The sequence below is a fragment of the Klebsiella sp. 141161 genome (assembly GCF_050600815.1).
GTDB lineage: Bacteria > Pseudomonadota > Gammaproteobacteria > Enterobacterales > Enterobacteriaceae > Klebsiella > Klebsiella aerogenes.
The window spans coordinates 151919-175212 of sequence record NZ_JAQIRN010000006.1; the positions used below are offsets into that span (position 1 = coordinate 151919).

The 23294-nt window shown below is 54.5% G+C and carries 19 protein-coding genes; 12 read left to right on the top strand and 7 right to left on the bottom strand.

What is annotated here, in order from left to right:
* The first annotated feature begins 16 nt into the window (after positions 1-16).
* A complete protein-coding gene (gene nhaR, locus PGR79_RS16785; RefSeq protein ID WP_045395806.1) occupies positions 17-916 on the top strand; it encodes a transcriptional activator NhaR in 900 nt (299 codons plus the stop codon).
* Between the two features lie 72 nt (positions 917-988).
* On the opposite strand, the gene rpsT is transcribed toward nhaR, so the two are convergent.
* Positions 989-1252: a 30S ribosomal protein S20 gene (gene rpsT, locus PGR79_RS16790; RefSeq protein WP_001518655.1), complete on the bottom strand. Its 264-nt coding sequence runs from the start codon at positions 1250-1252 to the stop codon at positions 989-991.
* 330 nt (positions 1253-1582) lie between these two features.
* On the opposite strand from rpsT, the gene ribF reads away from it, so the two are divergent.
* From ribF to rihC, 6 genes are all read left to right on the top strand, one after another.
* Positions 1583-2521 carry a bifunctional riboflavin kinase/FAD synthetase gene (gene ribF / locus PGR79_RS16795; protein ID WP_087858180.1) on the top strand — a complete coding sequence of 313 codons (939 nt, stop codon included), beginning with the start codon at positions 1583-1585 and terminating at the stop codon, positions 2519-2521.
* Between the two features lie 45 nt (positions 2522-2566).
* Entirely contained in the window at positions 2567-5383 is a 2817-nt protein-coding gene (gene ileS / locus PGR79_RS16800; RefSeq protein WP_047043960.1) for an isoleucine--tRNA ligase, read from the top strand.
* On the top strand, positions 5383-5880 hold the full coding sequence (gene lspA, locus PGR79_RS16805) for a signal peptidase II (RefSeq protein ID WP_087858178.1): 498 nt from the start codon (positions 5383-5385) through the stop codon (positions 5878-5880). Before ileS ends, lspA begins: the two co-directional genes overlap by 1 nt.
* Positions 5881-6004: 124 nt before the next feature.
* A complete protein-coding gene (gene fkpB, locus PGR79_RS16810; protein WP_047043962.1) occupies positions 6005-6454 on the top strand; it encodes an FKBP-type peptidyl-prolyl cis-trans isomerase in 450 nt (149 codons plus the stop codon).
* A gap of 1 nt (position 6455) precedes the next feature.
* Positions 6456-7406: a 4-hydroxy-3-methylbut-2-enyl diphosphate reductase gene (gene ispH, locus PGR79_RS16815; RefSeq protein ID WP_015368325.1), complete on the top strand. Its 951-nt coding sequence runs from the start codon at positions 6456-6458 to the stop codon at positions 7404-7406.
* Between the two features lie 67 nt (positions 7407-7473).
* Complete coding sequence (gene rihC, locus PGR79_RS16820) at positions 7474-8388, top strand: ribonucleoside hydrolase RihC (protein WP_113374570.1); 915 nt, start codon at positions 7474-7476, stop codon at positions 8386-8388.
* Between the two features lie 3 nt (positions 8389-8391).
* On the opposite strand, the gene PGR79_RS16825 is transcribed toward rihC, so the two are convergent.
* Positions 8392-9330 (bottom strand): LysR family transcriptional regulator, encoded by a 939-nt coding sequence (locus tag PGR79_RS16825; protein ID WP_087858176.1) that lies wholly within the window; start codon positions 9328-9330, stop codon positions 8392-8394.
* Between the two features lie 272 nt (positions 9331-9602).
* On the opposite strand from PGR79_RS16825, the gene PGR79_RS16830 reads away from it, so the two are divergent.
* From PGR79_RS16830 to PGR79_RS16845, 4 genes are all read left to right on the top strand, one after another.
* The gene (locus PGR79_RS16830; protein WP_213795039.1) at positions 9603-10658 is read left to right on the top strand and encodes a 4-oxalomesaconate tautomerase; all 1056 of its coding nucleotides are present in this window, start codon (positions 9603-9605) and stop codon (positions 10656-10658) included.
* Between the two features lie 44 nt (positions 10659-10702).
* A complete protein-coding gene (locus PGR79_RS16835) occupies positions 10703-12136 on the top strand; it encodes an anion permease (protein ID WP_430922087.1) in 1434 nt (477 codons plus the stop codon).
* Positions 12137-12219: 83 nt separating this feature from the next.
* On the top strand, positions 12220-13482 hold the full coding sequence (locus PGR79_RS16840; protein WP_430922089.1) for an SLC13 family permease: 1263 nt from the start codon (positions 12220-12222) through the stop codon (positions 13480-13482).
* Positions 13483-13536: 54 nt separating this feature from the next.
* A complete protein-coding gene (locus PGR79_RS16845; protein ID WP_430922091.1) occupies positions 13537-15822 on the top strand; it encodes a hydratase in 2286 nt (761 codons plus the stop codon).
* Positions 15823-15869: 47 nt separating this feature from the next.
* Here the strand turns inward: PGR79_RS16845 and PGR79_RS16850 are convergent, their stop codons facing one another.
* On the bottom strand, positions 15870-16802 hold the full coding sequence (locus tag PGR79_RS16850; RefSeq protein ID WP_271031575.1) for a LysR family transcriptional regulator: 933 nt from the start codon (positions 16800-16802) through the stop codon (positions 15870-15872).
* A 92-nt stretch (positions 16803-16894) separates the two neighbouring features.
* Here PGR79_RS16850 and PGR79_RS16855 point away from each other — a divergent pair, with 92 nt between their 5' ends.
* Positions 16895-17524 carry an alanyl-tRNA editing protein gene (locus tag PGR79_RS16855; RefSeq protein ID WP_113374575.1) on the top strand — a complete coding sequence of 210 codons (630 nt, stop codon included), beginning with the start codon at positions 16895-16897 and terminating at the stop codon, positions 17522-17524.
* A 5-nt stretch (positions 17525-17529) separates the two neighbouring features.
* Here the strand turns inward: PGR79_RS16855 and citB are convergent, their stop codons facing one another.
* From citB to oadA, 4 genes are all read right to left on the bottom strand, one after another.
* A complete protein-coding gene (citB, locus tag PGR79_RS16860; RefSeq protein WP_430922093.1) occupies positions 17530-18234 on the bottom strand; it encodes a citrate response regulator transcription factor CitB in 705 nt (234 codons plus the stop codon).
* Positions 18227-19855 (bottom strand): citrate sensor histidine kinase CitA, encoded by a 1629-nt coding sequence (gene citA / locus PGR79_RS16865; protein WP_430922165.1) that lies wholly within the window; start codon positions 19853-19855, stop codon positions 18227-18229. The genes citB and citA overlap by 8 nt, the downstream gene beginning before the upstream one ends.
* Before the next feature lie 341 nt (positions 19856-20196).
* Complete coding sequence (locus PGR79_RS16870) at positions 20197-21498, bottom strand: oxaloacetate decarboxylase subunit beta (protein WP_430922095.1); 1302 nt, start codon at positions 21496-21498, stop codon at positions 20197-20199.
* A gap of 15 nt (positions 21499-21513) precedes the next feature.
* On the bottom strand, positions 21514-23280 hold the full coding sequence (gene oadA, locus PGR79_RS16875) for a sodium-extruding oxaloacetate decarboxylase subunit alpha (protein WP_430922097.1): 1767 nt from the start codon (positions 23278-23280) through the stop codon (positions 21514-21516).
* Between the last annotated feature and the right edge of the window lie 14 nt (positions 23281-23294).

A 23294-nucleotide genomic window follows, 5' to 3' on the forward strand; every position in this document is an offset into this window, starting at 1 on the left:
TATCAGGGAGGGATGTATGTCGCACATCAATTACAACCATCTGTACTATTTCTGGCACGTCTACCGTGAGGGCTCGGTTGTCGGCGCCGCCGAGGCGCTCTATTTGACGCCGCAGACGATCACCGGGCAGATAAAAGCGCTGGAAGAGCGCTTACAGGGGAAGCTCTTTAAACGCAAAGGACGCGGCCTGGAACCCAGCGAGCTGGGAGAGTTGGTGTTTCGCTACGCGGATCGCATGTTCACCCTGAGCCAGGAGATGCTCGATATCGTCAACTACCGCAAAGAGTCGAACCTGCTATTTGATGTCGGCGTCGCCGACGCGCTTTCCAAGCGATTAGTGAGCGGCGTTCTGGATGCGGCGGTAGTTGAAGATGAGCAAATTCACCTGCGCTGCTTTGAATCCACCCACGAGATGCTGCTGGAGCAACTGAGCCAGCATAAGCTGGATATGATTATCTCGGATTGCCCGATTGACTCCACCCAGCAAGAGGGGCTGTTTTCGGTGAAAATCGGCGAGTGCGGGGTGAGCTTCTGGTGTATGAATCCGCCGCCGGAAAAAGCGTTTCCCGCCTGTCTTGAGGAGCGTCGCCTGCTCATTCCCGGTCGCCGTTCAATGCTCGGGCGCAAGCTGCTGAACTGGTTTAATTCGCAGGGGCTGCAGGTGGAAATTCTCGGCGAGTTCGACGATGCGGCGCTTATGAAAGCCTTCGGCGCGGCGCATAATGCCATTTTTGTGGCGCCAACCCTCTATGCTCACGATTTCTATGCCGATGAGTCGATTGTCGAAATTGGCCGCATGGAGAACGTCATGGAGGAGTATCACGCTATTTTTGCCGAGCGAATGATTCAGCATCCAGCGGTACAGCGTATCTGCAATCGCGATTATTCATCACTGTTTGCGCAACCGCAAAGTTAAGTATCGGCAAACAACAGACATAAAAAAACCCGCTTTCGCGGGTTTCTTTAACAAAGTTCAGCAAGCGGGCGATTAAGCCAGTTTGTTGATCTGTGCAGTCAGGTTTGCTTTATGACGCGCAGCTTTGTTTTTGTGGATCAGACCTTTAGCAGCCTGACGGTCCACGATTGGTTGCATTTCGTTAAATGCTTTCAGTGCAGCAGCTTTGTCGCCAGCTTCGATAGCTGCGTATACTTTCTTGATGAAAGTACGCATCATAGAGCGACGGCTTGCGTTGTGCTTGCGAGCCTTTTCAGACTGAACGGCGCGCTTCTTAGCTGATTTGATATTAGCCAAGGTCCAACTCCCAAATGTGTTCTATATGGACAATTCAAAGGCCGAGGAATATGCCCGTTTAGCCTTCTTTTGTCAATGGATTTGTGCAAATAAGCGCCGTTTAAGATAACGAGGCTTCATTACGTAGTGATGGCGCAAGATTCTACCAGCTTGTTGTAGTCGAATACAGTCTTTCCACCATAAAAATCGACGGCCGCGTATAGTTTTTCCTGCATTCTTACGCTGAGTGAATGAATTAGCAGGATCTTTCGTAATCGAGGTGCAATCGCTGGTTAACGTCGCCTGTTGTACAAGGTATACTCGGACGATTTTCACTGTTTTGAGCCAGACATGAAGCTGATACGCGGCATACATAATCTCAGTCAGGCCCCGCACGGGTGCGTGCTGACCATTGGAAATTTCGACGGCGTGCATCGCGGGCATCAGGCGCTGCTGCAGCGCCTGCGCGCAGAGGGCCGCCGGCTCGGTCTGCCGGTTGTGGTGATGATTTTTGAGCCGCAGCCGCTGGAGCTGTTTGCCGCCGATAAAGCGCCGGCGCGGATCACGCGGCTGCGTGAAAAACTGGGCTATCTGGCGGAAAGCGGTGTCGACTACGTGCTGTGTGTCCGTTTTGACCGGCGTTTCGCAGCGCTGACGGCGCAAGATTTTATTAGCGAGCTGCTGGTGCGCCAGCTGGGCGTACAGTTCCTTGCCGTGGGTGATGATTTCCGCTTTGGCGCTGGTCGTCAGGGGGATTTCTTGTTATTACAGAAGGCCGGGGCGGAGTACGGTTTTGACGTCACCAGCACCCAAACCTTCTGCGAAGGCGGCGTACGTATCAGCAGCACCGCGGTGCGTCAGGCGCTGGCCGATGATGACCTCGCGCAGGCGGAAAACCTGCTGGGGCATCCGTTTACCATTTCTGGCCGCGTCGTGCACGGCGATGAGCTGGGGCGCACCATAGGTTTCCCGACGGCGAACTTACCGCTGCGTCGTCAGGTTTCCCCGGTTAAAGGGGTCTTTGCGGTAGAAGTGGCAGGGCTCGGCGATAAGCCATTACCCGGCGTCGCCAACATTGGCACGCGTCCAACGGTCTCCGGCGTGCGACAGCAGCTGGAAGTTCACCTCCTGGACGTTGTAATGGACCTCTACGGTCGCCATATAGATGTAATACTGCGTAAAAAAATACGTAACGAGCAGCGTTTTGCGTCGCTGGATGAGCTAAAAGCGCAAATCGCACGAGATGAGTTAACGGCCCGCGAGTTCTTTGGGCTCACCAGGCAGGGATAATCCTACTGGTATTTATCAAACCGAAATAACGGAACCGAGAATCTGATGAGTGACTATAAATCCACCCTGAATTTGCCGGAAACAGGGTTCCCGATGCGTGGCGATCTCGCCAAACGCGAACCGGGAATGCTGGCGCGTTGGACCGATGATGACCTGTACGGCATCATCCGTGCGGCGAAAAAAGGCAAAAAAACCTTCATTCTGCATGATGGCCCTCCTTATGCGAATGGCAGCATTCATATTGGTCACTCGGTTAACAAGATTCTGAAAGACATTATCGTTAAGTCCAAAGGACTGACGGGCTTTGACTCGCCGTACGTTCCGGGTTGGGACTGCCACGGTTTGCCGATCGAACTGAAAGTCGAGCAACAATACGGTAAGCCGGGTGAGAAATTCACCGCTGCAGAATTCCGCGCCAAGTGCCGTGAATATGCCGCCGAGCAGATCGACGGCCAGCGTAAAGACTTTATCCGCCTGGGCGTACTGGGTGACTGGTCGCGTCCGTACCTGACCATGGACTTCAAAACTGAAGCCAATATCATCCGCGCGCTGGGTAAAATCATCGGCAACGGTCACCTGCATAAAGGCGCTAAGCCGGTGCACTGGTGCGTGGACTGCCGTTCCGCGCTGGCGGAAGCGGAAGTTGAGTATTATGACAAAACGTCTCCGTCTATCGATGTGGCGTTCCACGCGGTAGATAAAGCCGCGGTTTTGGCCAAATTCGGCGTAGCCGACGTCACTGGCCCGGTTTCGCTGGTTATCTGGACCACGACGCCGTGGACCCTGCCGGCTAACCGCGCCATCTCTCTGTCGCCTGAGTTCGACTATGCGCTGGTGCAGGTTGACGGCCAGGCGCTGATCCTGGCGAAAGACCTGGTGGAAAGCGTGATGCAGCGCATTGGCGTGGCGGATTACACCATCCTGGCGGCGGTGCAGGGTTCCGAGCTTGAACTGATGCGCTTTAAGCATCCGTTCCTCGATTTTGACGTGCCGGCTATCCTTGGCGACCACGTGACGCTGGACGCGGGTACCGGTGCGGTGCATACCGCCGGCGGCCACGGTCCGGACGACTACACGATCAGCCAGAAATACGGTCTGGAAATCGCCAACCCGGTTGGCCCGGACGGCTCTTACCTGCCAGGTACTTATCCGTCTCTGGACGGTATTAACGTCTTCAAAGCCAACGACATCATCGTTGAGATGCTGCGCGATAGCGGCGCGCTGCTGCACGTGGAAAAAATGCAGCACAGCTATCCGTGCTGCTGGCGCCACAAATCGCCGATCATCTTCCGCGCTACCCCGCAGTGGTTCGTCAGCATGGATCAGAAAGGCCTGCGTGCCCAGTCTCTGAAAGAGATCAAAGGCGTGCAGTGGATCCCGGACTGGGGCCAGGCGCGTATCGAATCGATGGTGGCCAACCGTCCTGACTGGTGTATCTCCCGTCAGCGTACCTGGGGCGTGCCGATGTCGCTGTTCGTGCATAAAGAAACCCACGAGCTGCACCCGCGTACCCTCGAACTGATGGAAGAAGTGGCGAAACGCGTTGAAGTCGACGGCATCCAGGCGTGGTGGGATCTCGATTCCCGCGACATCCTTGGCGATGACGCTGACAGCTACGAAAAAGTGCCGGATACCCTCGACGTGTGGTTTGACTCCGGGTCTACCCACTCTTCTGTGGTTGATGTGCGTCCGGAATTCGCCGGTCACGCCGCGGACATGTATCTGGAAGGCTCCGATCAGCATCGCGGCTGGTTCATGTCTTCACTGATGATCTCCACGGCGATGAAAGGCAAAGCGCCATATCGTCAGGTACTGACCCACGGTTTCACCGTCGACGGCCAGGGCCGCAAAATGTCCAAGTCTATCGGTAACACCGTTAGCCCGCAGGACGTGATGAACAAACTGGGCGCCGATATTCTGCGCCTGTGGGTGGCTTCCACCGACTATACCGGCGAAATGGCGGTCTCCGATGAGATCCTCAAACGCGCCGCGGACAGCTATCGTCGTATCCGTAATACCGCGCGCTTCCTGCTGGCGAACCTTAACGGTTTCGATCCGGCAAAAGATATGGTTAAACCGGAAGAGATGGTCGTTCTGGACCGCTGGGCGGTCGGCTGCGCGCAGGCGGCTCAGGAAGATATTCTCAAAGCCTACGAATCCTACGACTTCCACGAAGTGGTGCAGCGCCTGATGCGCTTCTGCTCCATCGAAATGGGCTCGTTCTATCTCGACATCATCAAAGACCGCCAGTACACCGCGAAAGCGGACAGCGTGGCGCGTCGCAGCTGCCAGACCGCGTTGTTCCACATCGTGGAAGCGCTGGTGCGCTGGATGGCGCCGATCATGTCCTTCACCGCGGACGAAATCTGGGGCTATCTGCCGGGCGAGCGTGAAAAATACGTCTTCACCGGCGAGTGGTATGAAGGCCTGTTCGGCCTGGCCGACGACGAAGCGATGAACGACGGTTTCTGGGATGAACTGCTGAAAGTGCGCGGCGAAGTCAACAAGGTGATCGAACAGGCGCGTGCTGATAAGAAAGTCGGTGGTTCTCTGGAAGCGGCGGTTACGCTGTATGCCGATGCCGAACTGGCGGCCAAGCTCAACGCGCTGGGCGAAGAATTACGATTTGTCCTGTTGACCTCCGGCGCTAACGTTGCCGATTATGCACAGGCGCCGGCAGATGCCTGGCAGAGCGATCTGCTGAAAGGGCTGAAAGTGGTCCTGAGCAAAGCCGAGGGCGAGAAGTGCCCACGCTGCTGGCATTACACCAGCGATGTCGGCAAGGTGGCGGAACACGCGGAAATCTGCGGTCGCTGTGTCAGTAACGTCGCCGGTGACGGCGAGCAACGTAAATTCGCCTGATGAGTAAATCGATCTGTTCAACGGGGCTACGCTGGCTGTGGGTCGTCGTAGCTGTGCTGATTATCGATCTGGGCAGCAAATTCCTGATCCTCCAGAACTTCGCTCTGGGGGAGACGGTTTCGCTGTTCCCGTCGCTTAATCTGCATTATGCGCGCAACTACGGCGCGGCCTTTAGCTTCCTCGCCGACAGCGGCGGCTGGCAGCGCTGGTTCTTCGCCGGGATTGCCGTCGGCATCTGCGTGGTGCTGGCGGTGCTGATGTACCGTTCGAAGGCGACGCAAAAGCTGAACAATATTGCCTACGCGCTGATTATTGGCGGCGCGCTGGGTAACCTGTTCGATCGTCTGTGGCACGGCTTTGTTGTCGATATGATCGACTTCTACGTCGGCGACTGGCATTTCGCCACCTTCAACCTTGCCGATAGCGCTATCTGTATCGGCGCGGCGCTGATCGTGCTGGAAGGCTTCTTGCCATCCAGCGATAAAAAAGCATCATAAAAAATTGCCGGATAAGACGCTAAAGCGTCTTATCCGGCCTACAGTATACATCGGCCTTTGTAGGCCCGGTAAGCGCAGCGCCACCGGGCAAACAAGCGGCGGTAATGTAAAAGAGCAAACCTGCATGTCTAACTCTGTACAGAGCAACAGCGCGGTGCTGGTGCACTTCACGCTGAAACTGGATGACGGCTCCACCGCCGAATCCACGCGCGGTAACGGTAAACCGGCGCTGTTTCGTCTTGGCGATGCCTCGCTTTCCGAAGGGCTGGAGCAGCATCTGCTGGGACTGAAAGCTGGCGATAAAACCACGTTCTCGCTGGAACCTGATGCCGCGTTCGGGGTACCGACGCCGGACCTGATCCAGTATTTCTCTCGCCGCGAGTTTATCGACGCCGGCGAGCCGGAAATTGGCGCAATTATGCTCTTTACCGCAATGGATGGCAGCGAAATGCCCGGCGTGATCCGCGAAGTGAACGGCGATTCCATCACCGTCGACTTCAACCATCCGCTGGCCGGGCGCACCGTTCATTTTGATATTGAAGTGCTGGAAGTCGATCCGGCGCTGGAGGGGTAAGATGCAGATCCTGTTGGCTAACCCGCGCGGTTTTTGCGCCGGCGTTGACCGCGCTATCAGCATTGTAGAAAACGCGCTGACGTTGTACGGCGCGCCAATCTACGTTCGTCACGAAGTCGTCCATAACCGCTACGTCGTCGATAGCCTGCGCCAGCGTGGGGCGATTTTTATCGAACAGATTAGCGAAGTGCCGGACGGCGCGATCCTGATTTTCTCCGCCCACGGCGTTTCGCAGGCGGTACGCAACGAAGCGAAGAGTCGTGACCTGACGGTTTTCGACGCCACCTGTCCGCTGGTGACCAAAGTCCATATGGAAGTCGCCCGCGCCAGCCGCCGCGGCGAAGAGTCGATTCTGATCGGCCACGCCGGGCACCCGGAAGTTGAAGGCACCATGGGCCAGTACAATAACCCGGAAGGGGGTATGTACCTGGTGGAGTCGCCGGAAGACGTGCTGACGCTGGAAGTGAAAAACGATGCCCGACTGTCGTTCATGACCCAGACCACGCTCTCGGTCGATGATACGTCTGATGTTATCGACGCGCTGCGCGAGCGCTTCCCGAAAATCGTCGGCCCGCGTAAAGACGATATCTGCTACGCCACCACCAACCGTCAGGAAGCCGTACGCGCGCTGGCGGAGCAGGCTGACGTGGTGCTGGTGGTCGGTTCGAAAAACTCCTCTAACTCCAATCGCCTGGCTGAACTGGCGCAGCGGATGGGGAAAGCGGCTTATCTCATCGACGATGCCACTGATATCCAGGAACAATGGGTTAAGTCTGCGGCCTGCGTTGGCGTAACGGCGGGCGCGTCGGCCCCGGATATCCTGGTGCAGAACGTAATTGCCCGCCTGCAGGAGCTGGGCGGCGGCGAAGCGGTGCCGTTGGAAGGCCGTGAAGAGAATATCGTTTTCGAAGTGCCGAAAGAGCTGCGTGTGGATGTCCGTGAAGTAGAGTAAGTTCTTTCCCCCAGCAGTATGAGAAGATGCCAGACTTAACGTCTGGCATTTTTTTTGGGAGAAAACCATGCGCTTACCGATTATTCTCGACACCGATCCGGGTATTGACGACGCGGCGGCGATTGCTGCCGCGCTCTTCTCGCCGCAGCTGGATCTGCAACTAATGACGACGGTCGCGGGCAATGTCTCGGTAGAGAAGACGACCCGCAACGCGCTGCAGTTACTGCATTTCTGGAATGCAGATGTCCCGCTGGCGCAAGGGGCATCGATGCCGCTGGTGCGTCCGCTGCGCGATGCCGCCTCGGTGCATGGCGAATCCGGCATGGAGGGCTATGATTTCGTCGAACATAACCGCCAGCCGCTGGCTAAACCGGCTTTTCAGGCGATTCGCGATGCGCTGATGCACGCAGCGGAACCCGTGACCCTGGTGGCCATTGGCCCGCTAACCAATATTGCCCTACTGATTACGCAGTATCCTGAGTGCCTGTTTAATATTCGTCGACTGGTGCTGATGGGCGGCTCGGCCGGGCGCGGTAACTTCACCCCCAACGCCGAGTTCAATATCGCCATCGATCCGGAAGCCGCCGCGAAAGTCTTCCAGAGTGGGTTGGACATTGTGATGTGCGGGCTGGATGTCACCAATAAGGCGATGCTGAGCGCGGACTATCTGGCAACCCTACCGACGCTCAATCAAACCGGTAAAATGCTTCATGCGCTATTTAGCCACTATCGTAGCGGCAGCATGAGTAGCGGCCTGAGAATGCACGATCTCTGCGCTATCGCGTGGTTGGTTCGCCCGGATCTGTTTACGCTCAAACCCTGCTTTGTGGCGGTGGAGACGCAGGGGACCTGGACGGCCGGCACCACCGTGGTGGATATTGAAGGACGTCTGGGACAGCCGGCCAACGCGCAGGTAGCGCTGGATTTAGATGTCGCGGGTTTTCAACGTTGGGCGGCGGAAGTTTTCGCTCTCGCGCCGTGACCGTTATAGCTGCTGGTGTGAATCGACCACATTGCACCATAACTCGCTCGCTTCATCCGTCCACATGAGTAGCAATAATGAAGCGAAGCGTTCAGCCGCAGCGGAAAGCGGGCGGTTTTTAACGCGAATCATGCCAAGCGTGCGTCTGATGACCGGTTCAACCAGCGGCACGCTGACGACTGCGCTGTTGGCGTGATGCGGCATGGCCAGGCAGGGCAGAGCCGATATGCCAAGCCCCGCCTCGACCAGCCCCAGAGAGGTGGATAAATGTCTGACTTCGTAAAACCAATCCAATTTCCATGGTTTATCCTGCAGGCAACTTTCAATAAGTTGCCGATTACCGCTTGAGCGTCTGACGCCAATTAATCTCTGCGAGACGAGCTCGCGCCATTCCACTAATTTTTTACCGGCCAGCGGATGATCCTGTCGGCAAGCCAGGACGAAGGGTTCGTTGACCAGCGGGCTAAATTCGATATCGGGATGTGTGATGAAGTTCATATTTATTCCAAAATCGACTTCGCCTTTTCTCACCGAAGCCATGCAATTTTCTATACCTTGTTCATAAATTCGAACTTTGATGTGCGGGTAGCGCTGATTAAATTGAACGATGGCGCGAGGTAAAAAATAAAATACCGCCGTCGGGATACAAGAAAGCGTTACCGTATCATGCACATTAGAAGTCAGGTTGCTGAGATTAAAAATGGCGGCATCGAGGCTGGCAATCAGTGACTTTGCCTTGGGAAGGAGTATTTGTCCTGCTTGGGTGAGCATGATTTTTCGGGTGGTTCGCTCGAACAGGGGGGTATTAAGGTTACTTTCTATTTTCTGTATTTTTCGAGTTAGTGCGGGTTGCGTCAGGTTAAGCACTTCAGCGGCTTTGCTAAACGACCCCAGTTCGGCAACAGTGACGAAGGCTTTCATTCCGGATAGTTCATTATTCATTGTTACTCCGTAGTCTGAAATAAATATATTAATATGCAGAATGACCTTGTTAATTATTATTGTGCCGATAGCTATTATTAATGCTTTGTAGGTATAAGTCTTATTTTTATATTTTATCAATCACTATCCGCCTTGCAAGTAGAATCAGATGATAAACGGTTGTGCGAGCAAATGAATAATAAAGTAAATAAAAAACTTTAAATGCATTAAGTGCATTAAATTCACGCCCCGTTTATTTGTTCTTTTTCTTCTATATTTGTAAGGAGGGTGTTATGAAACAAATTCCGTGTGTTCTCATGCGGGGAGGAACATCAAAAGGGGCTTTCCTTTTAGCGGATGATCTACCTGAAGATATTCAAAAACGCGATGAAGCGTTATTAACCATCATGGGTTCTGGTCATGAACTGGAAATTGATGGTATTGGCGGCGGTAGTCCGCAAACCAGTAAAGTGGCGATTGTCAGTCGCTCGGCCAGCCCACAAGCTGACATTGACTATTTATTTGTGCAGGTCATTGTCAATGAACGACGGGTTGATACCACGCCGAATTGCGGCAATATGCTGTGCGCGGTAGGTGGATTTGCTATCGAAAAAGGGCTTATCGCGGCGAATTCCCCGGTAACACGGGTGCGTATCCGAAACGTCAATACCAACACCTTTGTCGATGCTGACATTCAAACGCCGGACGGCCAGGTCGTTTATGACGGGGATACCCATATTGACGGCGTTCCCGGGCATGCAGCCCCTGTTGCGCTGACGTTTTTAAACGCCGCCGGGGCGAAATCTGGCCAGCTTTTTCCAACCGGCAACCGAGTTGATTTTTTTGATGATATTCGCGTCACGTGTATCGATATGGCGATGCCAATGGTCATTATTCCAGTGCATAGCTTGGGTAAAACCGGATATGAATCGGCCGCTGAATTAGATAAGGACAGCGCATTTTTCCAGCGCCTTGAGTCTATACGTCAACAAGCCGGCGCGGCAATGGGGTTTGGCGATGTATCCAACATGGTTATCCCTAAACCAGTACTTGTTGCTCCACCGCAACACGGCGGGACAATGAGCGTGCGTTATTTCATGCCCCACAGCTGCCATAAGTCGCTAGCGATTACGGGCGCTATCGGCCTGGCGAGTTCGTGTGTTATTGCCGACACCGTGGTTAACGAGCTTACGCGAATGTCGGGTGAAGGGTTAATTAACGTTGAACACCCAAGCGGCAGCATTGAGGTGAACTTAAGTAACGCTAACGGAAATCCTGAAAATATTCGCGCATCGGTTATTCGTACCGCGCGTAAGATTCTTTCTGGCATGGTTTATCTCCCTGAATAATTTTATTACTGCTCTTATATTATTCATTCAGGTAAGGGATCAAAATGGATAAAAAAACAGTATGCAAGCTATTAGTGCTTGTAGCCATCCCATTGCTTATTAGTTTATTCCCGGCCCCGGCTGGGCTGACTAAACTGGCATGGGTGCTATCAGGAATTTATCTGGCAGCAATCGTCGGTTTGGTGATTAAACCCTTTTCAGAACCAGTAATATTGTTAGTGGCGGTTGCCACATCAATGGTCGTTATTGGTAATTTAGGTGATGGCGTAATAAAATCATCGAGCGTATTAAGTGGCTATGCGTCGGGGACGACCTGGCTGGTTTTCTCAGCGTTTACCTTAAGTGCCGCCTTTGTTATTACTGGTTTAGGTAAACGAATTGCTTATATTCTTATCGGCAAGATAGGGAGTACCACGCTCGGCTTAGGTTATGTTACCGCCTTTCTTGATCTCATCCTTTCCCCCGCGACACCGTCGAATACGGCTCGCGCCGGTGGTATCGTCTTACCTATCATCAATAGCGTGGCCGTCGCGTTAGGCTCGGAACCGGAGCATACGGCAAAACGTGTTGGCCATTATTTGATGATTAACGTCTATATGGTCACCAAAACGACCAGTTATATGTTCTTTACCGCCATGGCTGGGAACATACTGGCGCTCAAAATGATTGAAGATATTTGTCACATCAAACTGAGTTGGGGCGGATGGGCATTAGCCGGAATATTACCTGGCATTATTATGCTATTACTGACACCGCTCATTACCTATAAGTTATATCCACCTGAATTAAAAAAAGTTGATAATAAAGCCATTGCAAAGAAAGGTCTTGAGTCTTTAGGACCGATGACCTTGCGCGAAAAGATGCTCTCCTGCCTGTTTGTCATGGCATTGGCAGGTTGGGTGTTTAGTAAATCGCTTGGCGTCAACGAATCAACGGTAGCGATTTGCGTCATGGCGTTGATGCTGGTGTTAAAAATAGTCAGCTGGGATGATGTTATAAAAAATAAAGGGGGCTGGAATACCCTTATTTGGTACGGCGGTATCATTGGTTTAAGTTCTTTGCTTTCTAAAGTTGGTTTTTTCTTGTGGTTGGCCGGGTTACTGAAGGATAACATTTCATTTGGCAGTCATAGCACGCTGGCTTTCGTTGTCATCGTCGCACTGAGTATACTGGTTCGTTATTTCTTTGCCTCGGGTAGCGCCTATATTGTGGCGATGGTTCCGGTCTTTGCCATGCTGGCGAATGTTTCCGGCGCGCCGGTTATGTTAACTGCGTTAGCTCTGCTGTTTAGTAATTCCTATGGCGGCATGGTCACCCATTATGGTGGCGCGGCTGGCCCGGTTATATTTGGGGTTGGTTATAATGATATTAAATCCTGGTGGATTGTTGGCGGCATATTAGCACTGTTGACTTTTATCCTACATATCACCGTAGGAGTCTGGTGGTGGGAATTATTAATGTACTGGAAAGTTATTTAACTATAACTTGAAATTTATAAAACGCTGCATCACCTGCTTAGACTGATTGTTGAACCCACACACTGAAGAGGTGTTATATATTTATGTCACCAGTAGCAATTACATTGTCACTGTTGTTATTTTCAATTGTGATGTTTGTTTGGGAAAAAATTCCTTTAGCCGCTACGGCTATGATCGTCTGTATTACTTTAGTCGTAACAGGCGTTTTTGATGTAAAAACGGCTTTCGCGGGGTTTATTAACCAGAACGTCATTTTGTTTGTCGCCATGTTTGTGGTCGGCGGCGCCTTATTTGAAACTGGCGTCACGGACAAAATTGGCGGAATAGTGACCCGCTACGCCCGCTCGGAGCGGCAACTTATCGTTATTATTATGTTGGTGTGCGGGGCCCTCTCCGGCTTTTTGTCGAATACGGGAACGGCTGCGGTACTGATTCCTGTAGTCATCGGCGCCGCTATTAAGTCGGGCTATGCGCAATCTCGTTTGCTAATGCCATTAGCGTTCGCTTCGGCGCTGGGCGGAAACTTATCGCTTATTGGTTCACCGGGTAATCTGATCGCCCAGTCGGCGCTGGAACAAGTTGGGCAACGCTTAGGTTTTTTCGAGTATGCCAAACTGGGCATCCCCATGCTGCTTTGCGGAATCATCTACTTTTTGACCATCGGTTATAAACTGCTGCCAGCGCAATCTGTCAATCTCAAAGACAAAGCTGAAAAAAGTAGCAAAAATGATTGTCCTAAATATAAGCAGGTGATTGCTGTTTTAGTGCTGGTATTTACCGTACTGGGGATGATTTTTGAGAATGTTATTGGCTTGCCGATTGCGATTATCGGTTCAATTGGCGCGTTATTTTTGGTTATTACGCGAGTGATCACAGAAAAACAGGCCTACCAGTCAATTGACTCCCAGACGATTTTTCTTTTTGGCGGCACATTAGCTTTAGCAAAAGCGCTCGAAACCACAGGCGCGGGTGCAATCATGGCTCGCTCAATTATCGATCTGCTTGGTCAACAGGCTTCACCGTTCTTATTATTAAGTGCCGTTTTAATAATTTCCTGCATATTAACCAATTTTATGTCGAATACCGCAACGGCGGCTCTACTTATTCCCATTGGCTTGTCTATTGCACATTCAATGGGCGCTGACCCGCGAGCGGTGCTGATGGCTATAGTCATTGGCTGTTCATGTGCTTATGCGACTCCGGTTGGAACGCCGGCGAATATGATGATTTTTTCCGCCGGGGGATATCGGTTTATGGATTATGTCAGGGTCGGATTACCGCTGATTATTATATCTGTGGTGGTGAGCTTTATTTTACTACCGATATTTTTTCCTTTTTATCCGTAATAATACGGATAAAAGTATCGCCTAATTATTTAATCTATCTTAAGGACACACGTCATGATTAAATTACACGATCGTGGGATATATTTATCCCATCAGCATGGGATTATCCCAGAACAGGAATGCGCCACTCCTGTTGCCAAAGAGATTGCGCGGAAGGGAACCATCGCCTGGTCAATATTGTCATCGCATAATACTTCTGGCGATGAACGGAAATTAAAAATTAAATATGATTCCATGACCTCCCATGATATCACCTTCGTGGGCATCATCCAGACGGCCAAGGCCTCTGGAATGACGCGCTTTCCCTTGCCGTATGTTTTAACCAATTGTCACAATTCACTTTGTGCAGTGGGCGGAACCATTAACAGCGACGATCATATTTTTGGTCTTACATCAGCACAGAAATATGGCGGAATTTATGTACCGCCGCATATTTCGGTTATTCACCAGTACATGCGGGAGATGATGGCCGGCGGCGGCCAAATGATACTGGGCTCGGATAGCCATACGCGTTATGGCGCGCTGGGGACGATGGCCGTCGGTGAAGGCGGCGGTGAGCTAGTTAAACAACTATTGGGAAGCACCTGGGATATTGATTACCCCGAAGTTGTCGCCGTTTATCTAACCGGTAAACCTGCCGCTGGCGTTGGCCCTCAGGATATTGCGCTGGCATTAATTAGCGCGGTATTCAAAAACGGTTTTGTGAAGAACAAAGTGATGGAATTCGTTGGTCCCGGCGTGGCCAGTATGTCGACCGACTACAGAAACAGTATTGACGTCATGACTACTGAGACCACCTGTCTGACTTCTATCTGGCAGACCGATGAAGAGACGCGGCATTTTTTACGGCTTCATGGTAGAGAGAAAGATTATCGTGCGCTGTCAGCACAAGAGATGGCTTACTACGATGGCTGCATCGAGATCGATTTAAGCACTATCAAGCCGATGATCGCGCTACCGTTTCACCCAGCCAATGTCTATGAAATTGATACGCTTAATCAGAATTTGCCGGACATTTTACGTGAAGTTGAAATTGAATCTGAGAAAATATCGCTGGGGCGCGCGAAGCTGTCTCTGTTGGACAAAATAGAGAATGGCAAATTACGCGTTCAGCAGGGAATCATTGCGGGTTGCGCCGGGGGGAACTATGTCAACGTGGCGCAGGCGGCTAATGCCCTGCGGCATCATTCCTGTGGCGACAATATTTTCTCGCTTTCAGTTTACCCTTCCTCGCAACCGGTGCTGATGGCGTTAACGAAACAGGGAATGATCAATGATTTAATGAGCGCGGGCGCCATTATTCGTACCGCATTCTGCGGCCCTTGCTTTGGCGCCGGCGATACCCCGATGCATAACGGCTTGAGCATCCGCCATACGACGCGTAACTTTCCCAACCGTGAGGGTTCCAAGCCAGGAAATGGGCAAATGTCGGCGGTGGCATTGATGGATGCGCGTTCAATTGCCGCGACGGCCGCTAACGGGGGATTGTTAACCTCGGCGGCGGAGCTCGATTGTTGGCACGAAGCGCCGGAATATGAATTTGATGTTTCCCCCTATAAAAACCGGGTATACCAGGGGTTCGTTAAAGGCGCTACACAGCAGCCGCTAATCTATGGACCGAATATAAAAGACTGGCCGGAAATGAATGCTTTAACGGATAACATTCTGTTAGCCGTTACTTCAAAAATAATGGATCCGGTGACCACTACCGACGAACTGATACCATCAGGTGAAACATCATCGTTTCGTTCAAACCCGTTAGGCCTGGCTGAATTTACGCTCTCTCGCCGCGATCCGCAGTATGTGGAGCGGGCTAAAAAAATTGCCGCCATCGAGCAACAACGCGTTAAGGGTGAAGATCTTTGCCGTTTAAATCCACAGCTGGAAAATATATTTTCCCAGATACGGCTGCTGCCGGGTCAGGAAAATATTACCGCGGCACAGACTGAGATAGGTAGCATGATCTATGCGGTTAAACCCGGTGATGGTTCGGCGCGAGAGCAGGCCGCCAGCTGCCAGCGCGTGCTTGGCGGGCTGGCAAATATTTGCCAGGAGTTCGCGACCAAGCGTTATCGTTCTAATGTAATTAACTGGGGAATGCTGCCGCTGCAGATGAAAGAGGCGCCTGATTTTGAGGTCGGTGATTTTATCTATATCCCGGCAATAAAATCTGCGTTAGCGGGCGATCTGAGCGATATTACCGCATTTATCGTTAGCGCTAAAAAACCTATTCAGCGGATTAGCCTCTATATGGAGAAATTAACCAGCGCAGAGCAAGATATTATTAAGGCCGGGAGTCTTATTAATTATAATAAAGATCAACCAGCAGGTAGCCTTTAATTAATTTTTACTCATCTCTTGCTGGCAGTTTGAATGCTGTCAGCATTTTACCTGGTTGTTGGCAATGTGCTGCCTGCGTTCAACGCCGGCACCGTCTCGCTAAGAAAATCAATCATTGCCCGCATTCTGGCGGGCATATGCTTATGGCCTGCCCATAACAGCCACAGATTGCCGGAGTAGCTGCTGATAAACTCCCACTCCGCCAGCACCTGCACGATTTCACCCTTTGCCAGCGCTTCGCGGGCGGTAAACAGCGGCAGGCTTCCGATACCCAGATGCTGTTTAACCGCATCAAGACGCACGGCAGTGTGGTTAGCGGCGTAGCGTCCATGCGTCTGCACCGTTTCGTTTTTGCCTTCGCGACGAAATTTCCACCGCGCGTCGGCGGGCGTTTCGCCAAGGCTGATACAGCTATGCGCGCGCAGATCCTGCGGAGTCCGCGGCATTCCGTGGCGCTGTAAGTACTCTTTGGTGGCGCAGATGACATGAACAATCGGCATCAGCGGTTTGCCATGTAGTCCAGGGGAAGGGGTATGGGTAATACGCAGCGCGAGATCGATGCCGTCATCAATAAAGTCGAGGTCGCGATCTTCTAAGCGTAAACAGACGTCAACCTGCGGATAACGGTTGAAAAAGTCGATCATTAGCGGATGGATGACAAAGCGCCCGACGGCTTTCGGTACGCTCAGCGTGAGTTTACCTTGCGCCACCGTCTGGGTACTTCCGGCGCAGTCCATAGCCTGGCGCGCCGCTTCCAGCATTTCCAGCGCATGTTCATACACCGCTTTCCCGGCATCGCTCAGCCGCAGCTTGCGGGTGGTTCGGTGCAACAGCTTGCACCGCATCTCCTGTTCCAGCCGCGAGACGCTGCGACTGACGGCGGATGGCGTAATCCCGCTCTGACGGGCGACGGCGGAAAAGCTGCCTTGTTCGACAATCTGTACGAAGAGGGCGAGGTCGGGGAGAAGGTTTAGATTCATTTGTGCCCTCAAGGCAAAAGTGCATTGGTTGTGGAGGCCATTATCGCGGCCAATATTATCAATATACTGTGCTGACAGAGAGGAGAACAATCATGACTGAACGTGTTTATTACGCCAGCGACGCCACCGAAGGGCGCGCGCAGATTATCAGCTGCAGCGCTGAAGCCGATGGCCGTTATGCGATTGAACTGGACCGCACGTTGTTCCATCCGCAGGGCGGCGGCCAGCCCTCCGATCGCGGCTGGATCGATGAGCAGCCCGTAATGGCGGTCACGACGCGCGGCGATAGCGTGTTGCATATCGTTGCCCAGCCGCTGCCGCTTGGTGAGGTGGGGATGAGCATTGATGCGCCTGTGCGACAGTTACATGCCCGTCTGCACTCCGCCGGTCATTTGCTGGGGTTGGCCGGCGAGCAGTTCGGCTGGCGGCCGGTGAAGGCGCATCACTGGCCGGGAGAGGGGAGGATTACGTTTGCTGCCGACGCCGGCGCCGCGTTACCGGAAGCCAGCGCCCTGCTGGCGCAGGTGAAAGCGTGGCAGATACAGGATTTACCGCGCCAGGTCATCTTTGACAACGGTTTGCGCAGCGTGGGATTCGGCGAACTACCGGCTTATCCCTGTGGCGGTACCCATGTTGCCAGTCTGGCGATGCTGGGGAATATTGTCATCAGCCAGTTGAAAATGAAAAAAGGGCAGATGATCGTCAGCTACACCCTCGAATAAGCATTTCAGACGTGCTCAGGGTAGGGATGTTTGCCGCGATAAATGCGCTCCGGCCTACCGACTTTGCCATAACTGATCTCTGCTTCCAGAAAATCGTTTTTAACGCCTTGTTCCAGATAGCGGCGGGCGGTGGTTTTACTGCTGCCGAGGATGCGGGCCAGAGAGTCGGCGGTATGCACCACTTCCGGGTCTGAGAATAGCTGAAGCACGCGGTGAAAGGTGCTTTCATCGATCCCGCGCAGCGGCGCGTCAGCAGGCTCAGTGTGCTCGCGAGCCTGGATATTAAACAGGGCGTCGACGTGGGTCTGGCTGGCCTGTTCACTCGAACGCAAGGAACTGCGGTAGCGGGCGAAACGCTCGAGCGTATGCTGTAAACGTTGATAGTGCACGGGCTTAATCAGGTAATCGAATACCCCCAGACGTAGGGCCTCGCTGATGGTCTCCATATGATTATCGGCGGTAATAAAAATGATTCGTCCTTTGTAGTTCGTGCTGACAGCGTGGCGAATCAGATCCAACCCCTTGCCGTCAGGGTGAAAGTTATCCAGCAGGATCAGCTGCGGCTGGTAGAGACGCATCAGTTTTTTCGCGCTTTCCAGTTTATCCGCGATGCCGATAACGTTGAACTGGGGGAACTGTTTGATGGTATCGACCAGGATTTCCGCCAGCATAGGTTCGTCTTCAACGATTAGAGTAGTAATGCTATCCATGATGTTCATCTCGGGTCAGGGGGATATAAAGGGTAAAGATGGTGCCAAAGGGAATGTTATTTTCGACGACGATAGTGCCGCCTGCTTGTTCTACGTAACTGCGCACCAGCCAGAGTCCAATACCGTGCTCGGCGCTGGCGCTACTGGTGACGCCGCGCTCGAAGATGCGGTCGCGTAGCGTCTCGTCAATGCCGCATCCCTGATCGGCGATCTCGACGATCAGTTCATGGCCGTCGCTATTTATTAAACACTCGATCTGCTTCGATCCCAACGGCTGGCGTAACGAGGCATTGTAGGCGTTGTCGAGAAGATTCCCCACGATCGAGATCCATTCGCTGGGAGAAAGCTCGGTGGGAAGGATATCGACGAAACAGGCGGGATCGAATACCAGTTCAAGACCGAGCTCCTTGGCCCGGTAATATTTACCGATCAATAGCCCGGCAAGGTGGTTATCCTGGAAATTACGCGCAATAAAATCGAGCACCTTCTGGTGGCTTTCGGACTGTTGCTGAATCAGATCCAGCGCGTGATCGTAGCGTTTGAGAAACAGCAGCCCGGCGATGGTTGAGATCAGATTACGATGTTCATGCTGCACGGCGCGCAGGTTATCGGCGTACTGCTGTACCTGGCTCAGCTGCAGACTGAGGGTGTTGATGTCATCTTTGCTGCGAAAACTAATCACCCACCCCTGAGGCGCATTATTTAAGATCACCGCCATTCGGCTGGCGATCACTTTGATCTGATTAAAGGTGACGATGGCGTCTTTTTTGTTTTCATGCGGGGCATCGTAGAAGAAGGTCTCTTGCGCAATGACGCTACTGATCTTTTTACCGATCAGTACGGGCTCCGGCTGGCTCAGATTAAGCAGACGACGGGCGGTCTGATTAATAGCGGTTATCTTATAATTTGAGTCGATGGCGATGAGTCCTTCAAACACCGATTCAAACAGCACGCTCTGCTGGATGAGCAACTGCGATAGCTGCTGGGGCTCCATATTGAGCATCTGCTTTTTGATATGCAGCGAGAAGCGCCGAGCGCAGTACAGCAGCAATAGCAGGATAATCGCCATCGGGATCAGTAGCGAGCTTATCTGCAGGCTGAGCCAGTTTTCTAACTGTTCAATGGTATAACCGACCGAGACGATGCCGATGACTTTGCCGGTGGCGTCCTGCACCGGCGATTTACCCCGTAATGATGAACCTAGCGAACCTTTGCGTACCGAGACATAGCTTTTGGCGTTATACAACGCCTCATCGCTATCGCCGCCTTCCATCGATTTACCGATTTCGTCAGGATTCACATGATAGAGGCGCTGCCCGTTGGCGTCGCCGACGGTGATATAGGTAGCGTCAGAGAAGGAACGCATGGGGTCGATAAGCTCTTTAATTCTGGCGAGATCGCGTTTCTGTACCGCTTCCACCAGCTCCGGCATTGCTGAAATCTGCATCGCCTGAATTAATGCCCGCTGCCCGACCTGGTAATGAAGACGTTCCTCGGTTATGTCTGTCAGATACCAGGACATACCCAGCATGACGACAGTAGAGGTAAATAAGATCAGCAGGAAGATACGATTCTGAAAGGATCGCCTTGCAAACCAGTGGGTTATTTTTCGGGTGTACATAGGGCCGATAGACATTAAATGGCTAGTTTCCTCGTTTGGCGGTCGGTGTACCTGCAGTTGGCGCACAGAACCAAAAATTTCAGAAAAACGCCCGATCAAAAACATTGAGTCGGGCGTTGGTTTGGTCGCCCGGATAAGGCGCCAGCCGCTATCCGGGAACCTCTCCCCGGTAGCGCTGCGCTTACCGGGGCTACAAACCGGAGCGGACCGGTCGCCCGGATAAGGCCTCAGCCGACATCCGGGAACCTCTCCCCGGTGGTGCTGCGCTTACCGGGGCTACCAACCGGAGCGGACCGGTCGCCCGGATAAGGCCTCAGCCGCCATCCGGGAAGGGCACCGGCTTACATCGCCAGCACGTACTTGAGCATCACCCCGGCGGCGATCGCCGAGCCGATCACCCCGGCCACGTTCGGGCCCATCGCGTGCATCAGCAGGAAGTTCTGCCCGTCCGCTTCCAGACCCACCTTGTTGGACACCCTAGCCGCCATCGGCACCGCCGACACCCCGGCCGAGCCAATCAGCGGGTTGATCTTGTGTTTACTGAAGACATTCATCAGCTTCGCCATCAGCACCCCGGCGGCGGTGCCCACGCAGAAGGCGATCACTCCCAGCAGCAGGATGCCCAGTGTCTGCGGCTGCAGGAACTTATCCGCCACCAGCTTGGCCCCCACCGACAGTCCGAGGAAGATGGTGACGATATTGATCAGCGCGTTCTGCACCGTATCGCTCAGCCGATCCACCACTCCGCTTTCGCGCATCAGGTTGCCGAAGCAGAACATCCCCAGCAGCGGCGCGGCGTCCGGCAGCAGCAGCGCCACCAGCAGCAACAGCACCGCCGGGAAGAGGATCTTCTCGCGTTTGCTCACCGTACGCAGCTGCACCATGCGGATCTTCCGCTCTTTGTCGCTGGTCAGCGCCTTCATGATCGGCGGCTGGATCAGCGGCACCAGCGCCATATAGGAGTAGGCGGCCACCGCGATGGCCCCCAGCAGCTCCGGCGCCAGCTTGCTCGACAGGTAGATAGCCGTCGGGCCGTCGGCGCCGCCGATGATGCCGATGGCCGCCGCCTGCGGCAGGGTGAAGTGGATGAAGCCGAAGTAGTTCAGCGTCAGCGCCCCGAGCACGGTGGCGAAGATCCCGAACTGCGCCGCCGCCCCCAGCAGCAGGGTGCGCGGGTTGGCCAGCAGCGGGCCGAAATCGGTCATCGCCCCGACGCCCATAAAGATCACCAGCGGCGCGATACCCGAGCCAATCGCCACCTTATAGAAGATGGCCAGCACCCCGGAGGAGTAGCCCATGTCCACCGCCAGCGTCTCCATCTGCCCCTGTACCGACGGCAGGGCCAGCGCCAGCGCCTCCTTGATGGCGTGGACGTCCGGCGCGCAGTTGAGCTTCGCGGCAATCACCGCCAGCTGGACCGGGTCGTGATGGGCCAGCAGGTTTTCCAGCGCGCTCAGCGCCAGCCCGGCCTCCGGGATATTGGAGAGCAGGCCGCCGAAGCCAATCGGCAGCAGCAGTAACGGCTCGAACTTTTTAGCAATCGCCAGCCACAGCAGCAGCAGGCTGACCAGCAGCATCACCGCCTGGCCGGCTCCCAGGTGCATCAGCCCCATGCCCTGAATCAGGGCGTTCAGACTTTCCATTTGCGCTCCTCGTCCTTACGCCAGCTGCAGCAGGGTGTCGCCGACCGCCACCGCATCGCCGGATTTCACCGCGATACCGCGGACGGTACCGGCCTGCGCGGCGCGGATTTCGGTTTCCATCTTCATGGCTTCCAGAATCAGCAGTACCTCGCCCTCCGCCACCGCCTGGCCTTCGCTGGCCAGCACCTTCCAGATAGTGCCCGCCAGCGGCGCGGTTACCGGGGTGCCGGCGCCTGCCGGGGCGGCTGCCTGAACCGGTGCGGAAGACGGGGTGGCCGCCGTCAGCTGGCTGACGTCGCCGCCGTCGCTGACTTTGACCACGAAGGCTTTGCCTTCCACTTCGACGGTGTAGACGCCGGAGGCGGCGGCTTTTGCCGGCGCGGCAGATTTTTTCTCTTCCACCTGCGGCACGGGCTCAAAGGCCGCCGGGTTGTGGCGGTTTTCGAGGAACTTCAGGCCGACCTGCGGGAACAGCACCACGGTGAGCACGTCGTCGATGGCGTTTTCGGCAAGCGTGATGCCCTTCTCCTGCGCCTGGCGTTTCACGTCGGCTTCAAGCTCCGCCAGCTCCGGCTTGAGTAAATCCGCCGGGCGGCAGGTGACGGCGTCGGCGCCGTTGAGCACCCGCGCCTGCAGGGCGGCGTTAACCGGCGCCGGGGTGTGGCCGTATTCGCCTTTCAGGATACCGGCGGTCTCCTTCGCAATGGTTTTGTAGCGTTCGCCGCCCAGCACGTTGAGCACCGCCTGGGTGCCGACAATCTGCGAGGTCGGGGTCACCAGCGGGATGAAGCCGAGGTCCTCGCGCACGCGGGGAATTTCCGCCAGCACTTCATCCAGCCGGTGGGCGGCGCTCTGCTGCTTCAGCTGGCCTTCGAGGTTGGTGAGCATCCCGCCCGGCACCTGGGCGACCAGGATGCGGCTGTCGGTGCCTTTCAGCTGGCCTTCGAAGGCGTGGTATTTTTTGCGTACCTCGCGGAAGTACGCGGCGATGCTCTCCAGCTTGTGGATATCGAGGCCGGTGTCGTACGGCGTGCCGGCGAGGGTGGCCACCAGCGCTTCGGTAGCCGGGTGGCCGTAGGTGGCGCTCATCGAGGAGATGGCGGTATCAACGCCGTCGACACCGGCTTCAATGGCCTTCAGCAGCGCCATTTCCGCCATGCCGGTGGTGGCGTGGCAGTGCAGGTGCAGGGTGACGGCATAGCGTTTTTTGATTTCGCTGACCAGCTCAAAGGCGGCATGCGGGGTGAGGATGCCGGACATGTCCTTGATGGCGATGGAGTCGACGCCGGTCTCCAGCAGCTGTTCGGTGAGGTCGAGCCAGGTCTGCAGGGTGTGCGCCGGGCTGGTGGTGTAGCTGAGGGTGCCCTGGGCGTGGGCGCCGTGGCGACGGACCGCCTGCAGGGCGGCCTGCATGTTGCGCGGGTCGTTCATGGCATCAAAGACGCGGAACACGTCCATGCCGTTTTTGACGGCGCGCTCCACGAAGCGCTCCACCACGTCGTCGGCGTAGTGGCGGTAGCCGAGCAGGTTCTGGCCGCGCAGCAGCATCTGCAGCGGAGTTTTCGGCATCGCCTTTTTCAGCTCGCGCAGGCGGACCCACGGGTCCTCGCCGAGGAAGCGGATGCAGGCGTCAAAGGTGGCGCCGCCCCAGCATTCGAGGGAGCGGTAGCCGACGTCGTCGAGCGCAGCCGCAACGGGCAGCATATCGTCGAGACGCAGACGGGTGGCGAACAGGGACTGGTGGGCGTCGCGCAGGACGACATCGGTAATGGCAACGGTCATGAATTCCTCCGTGA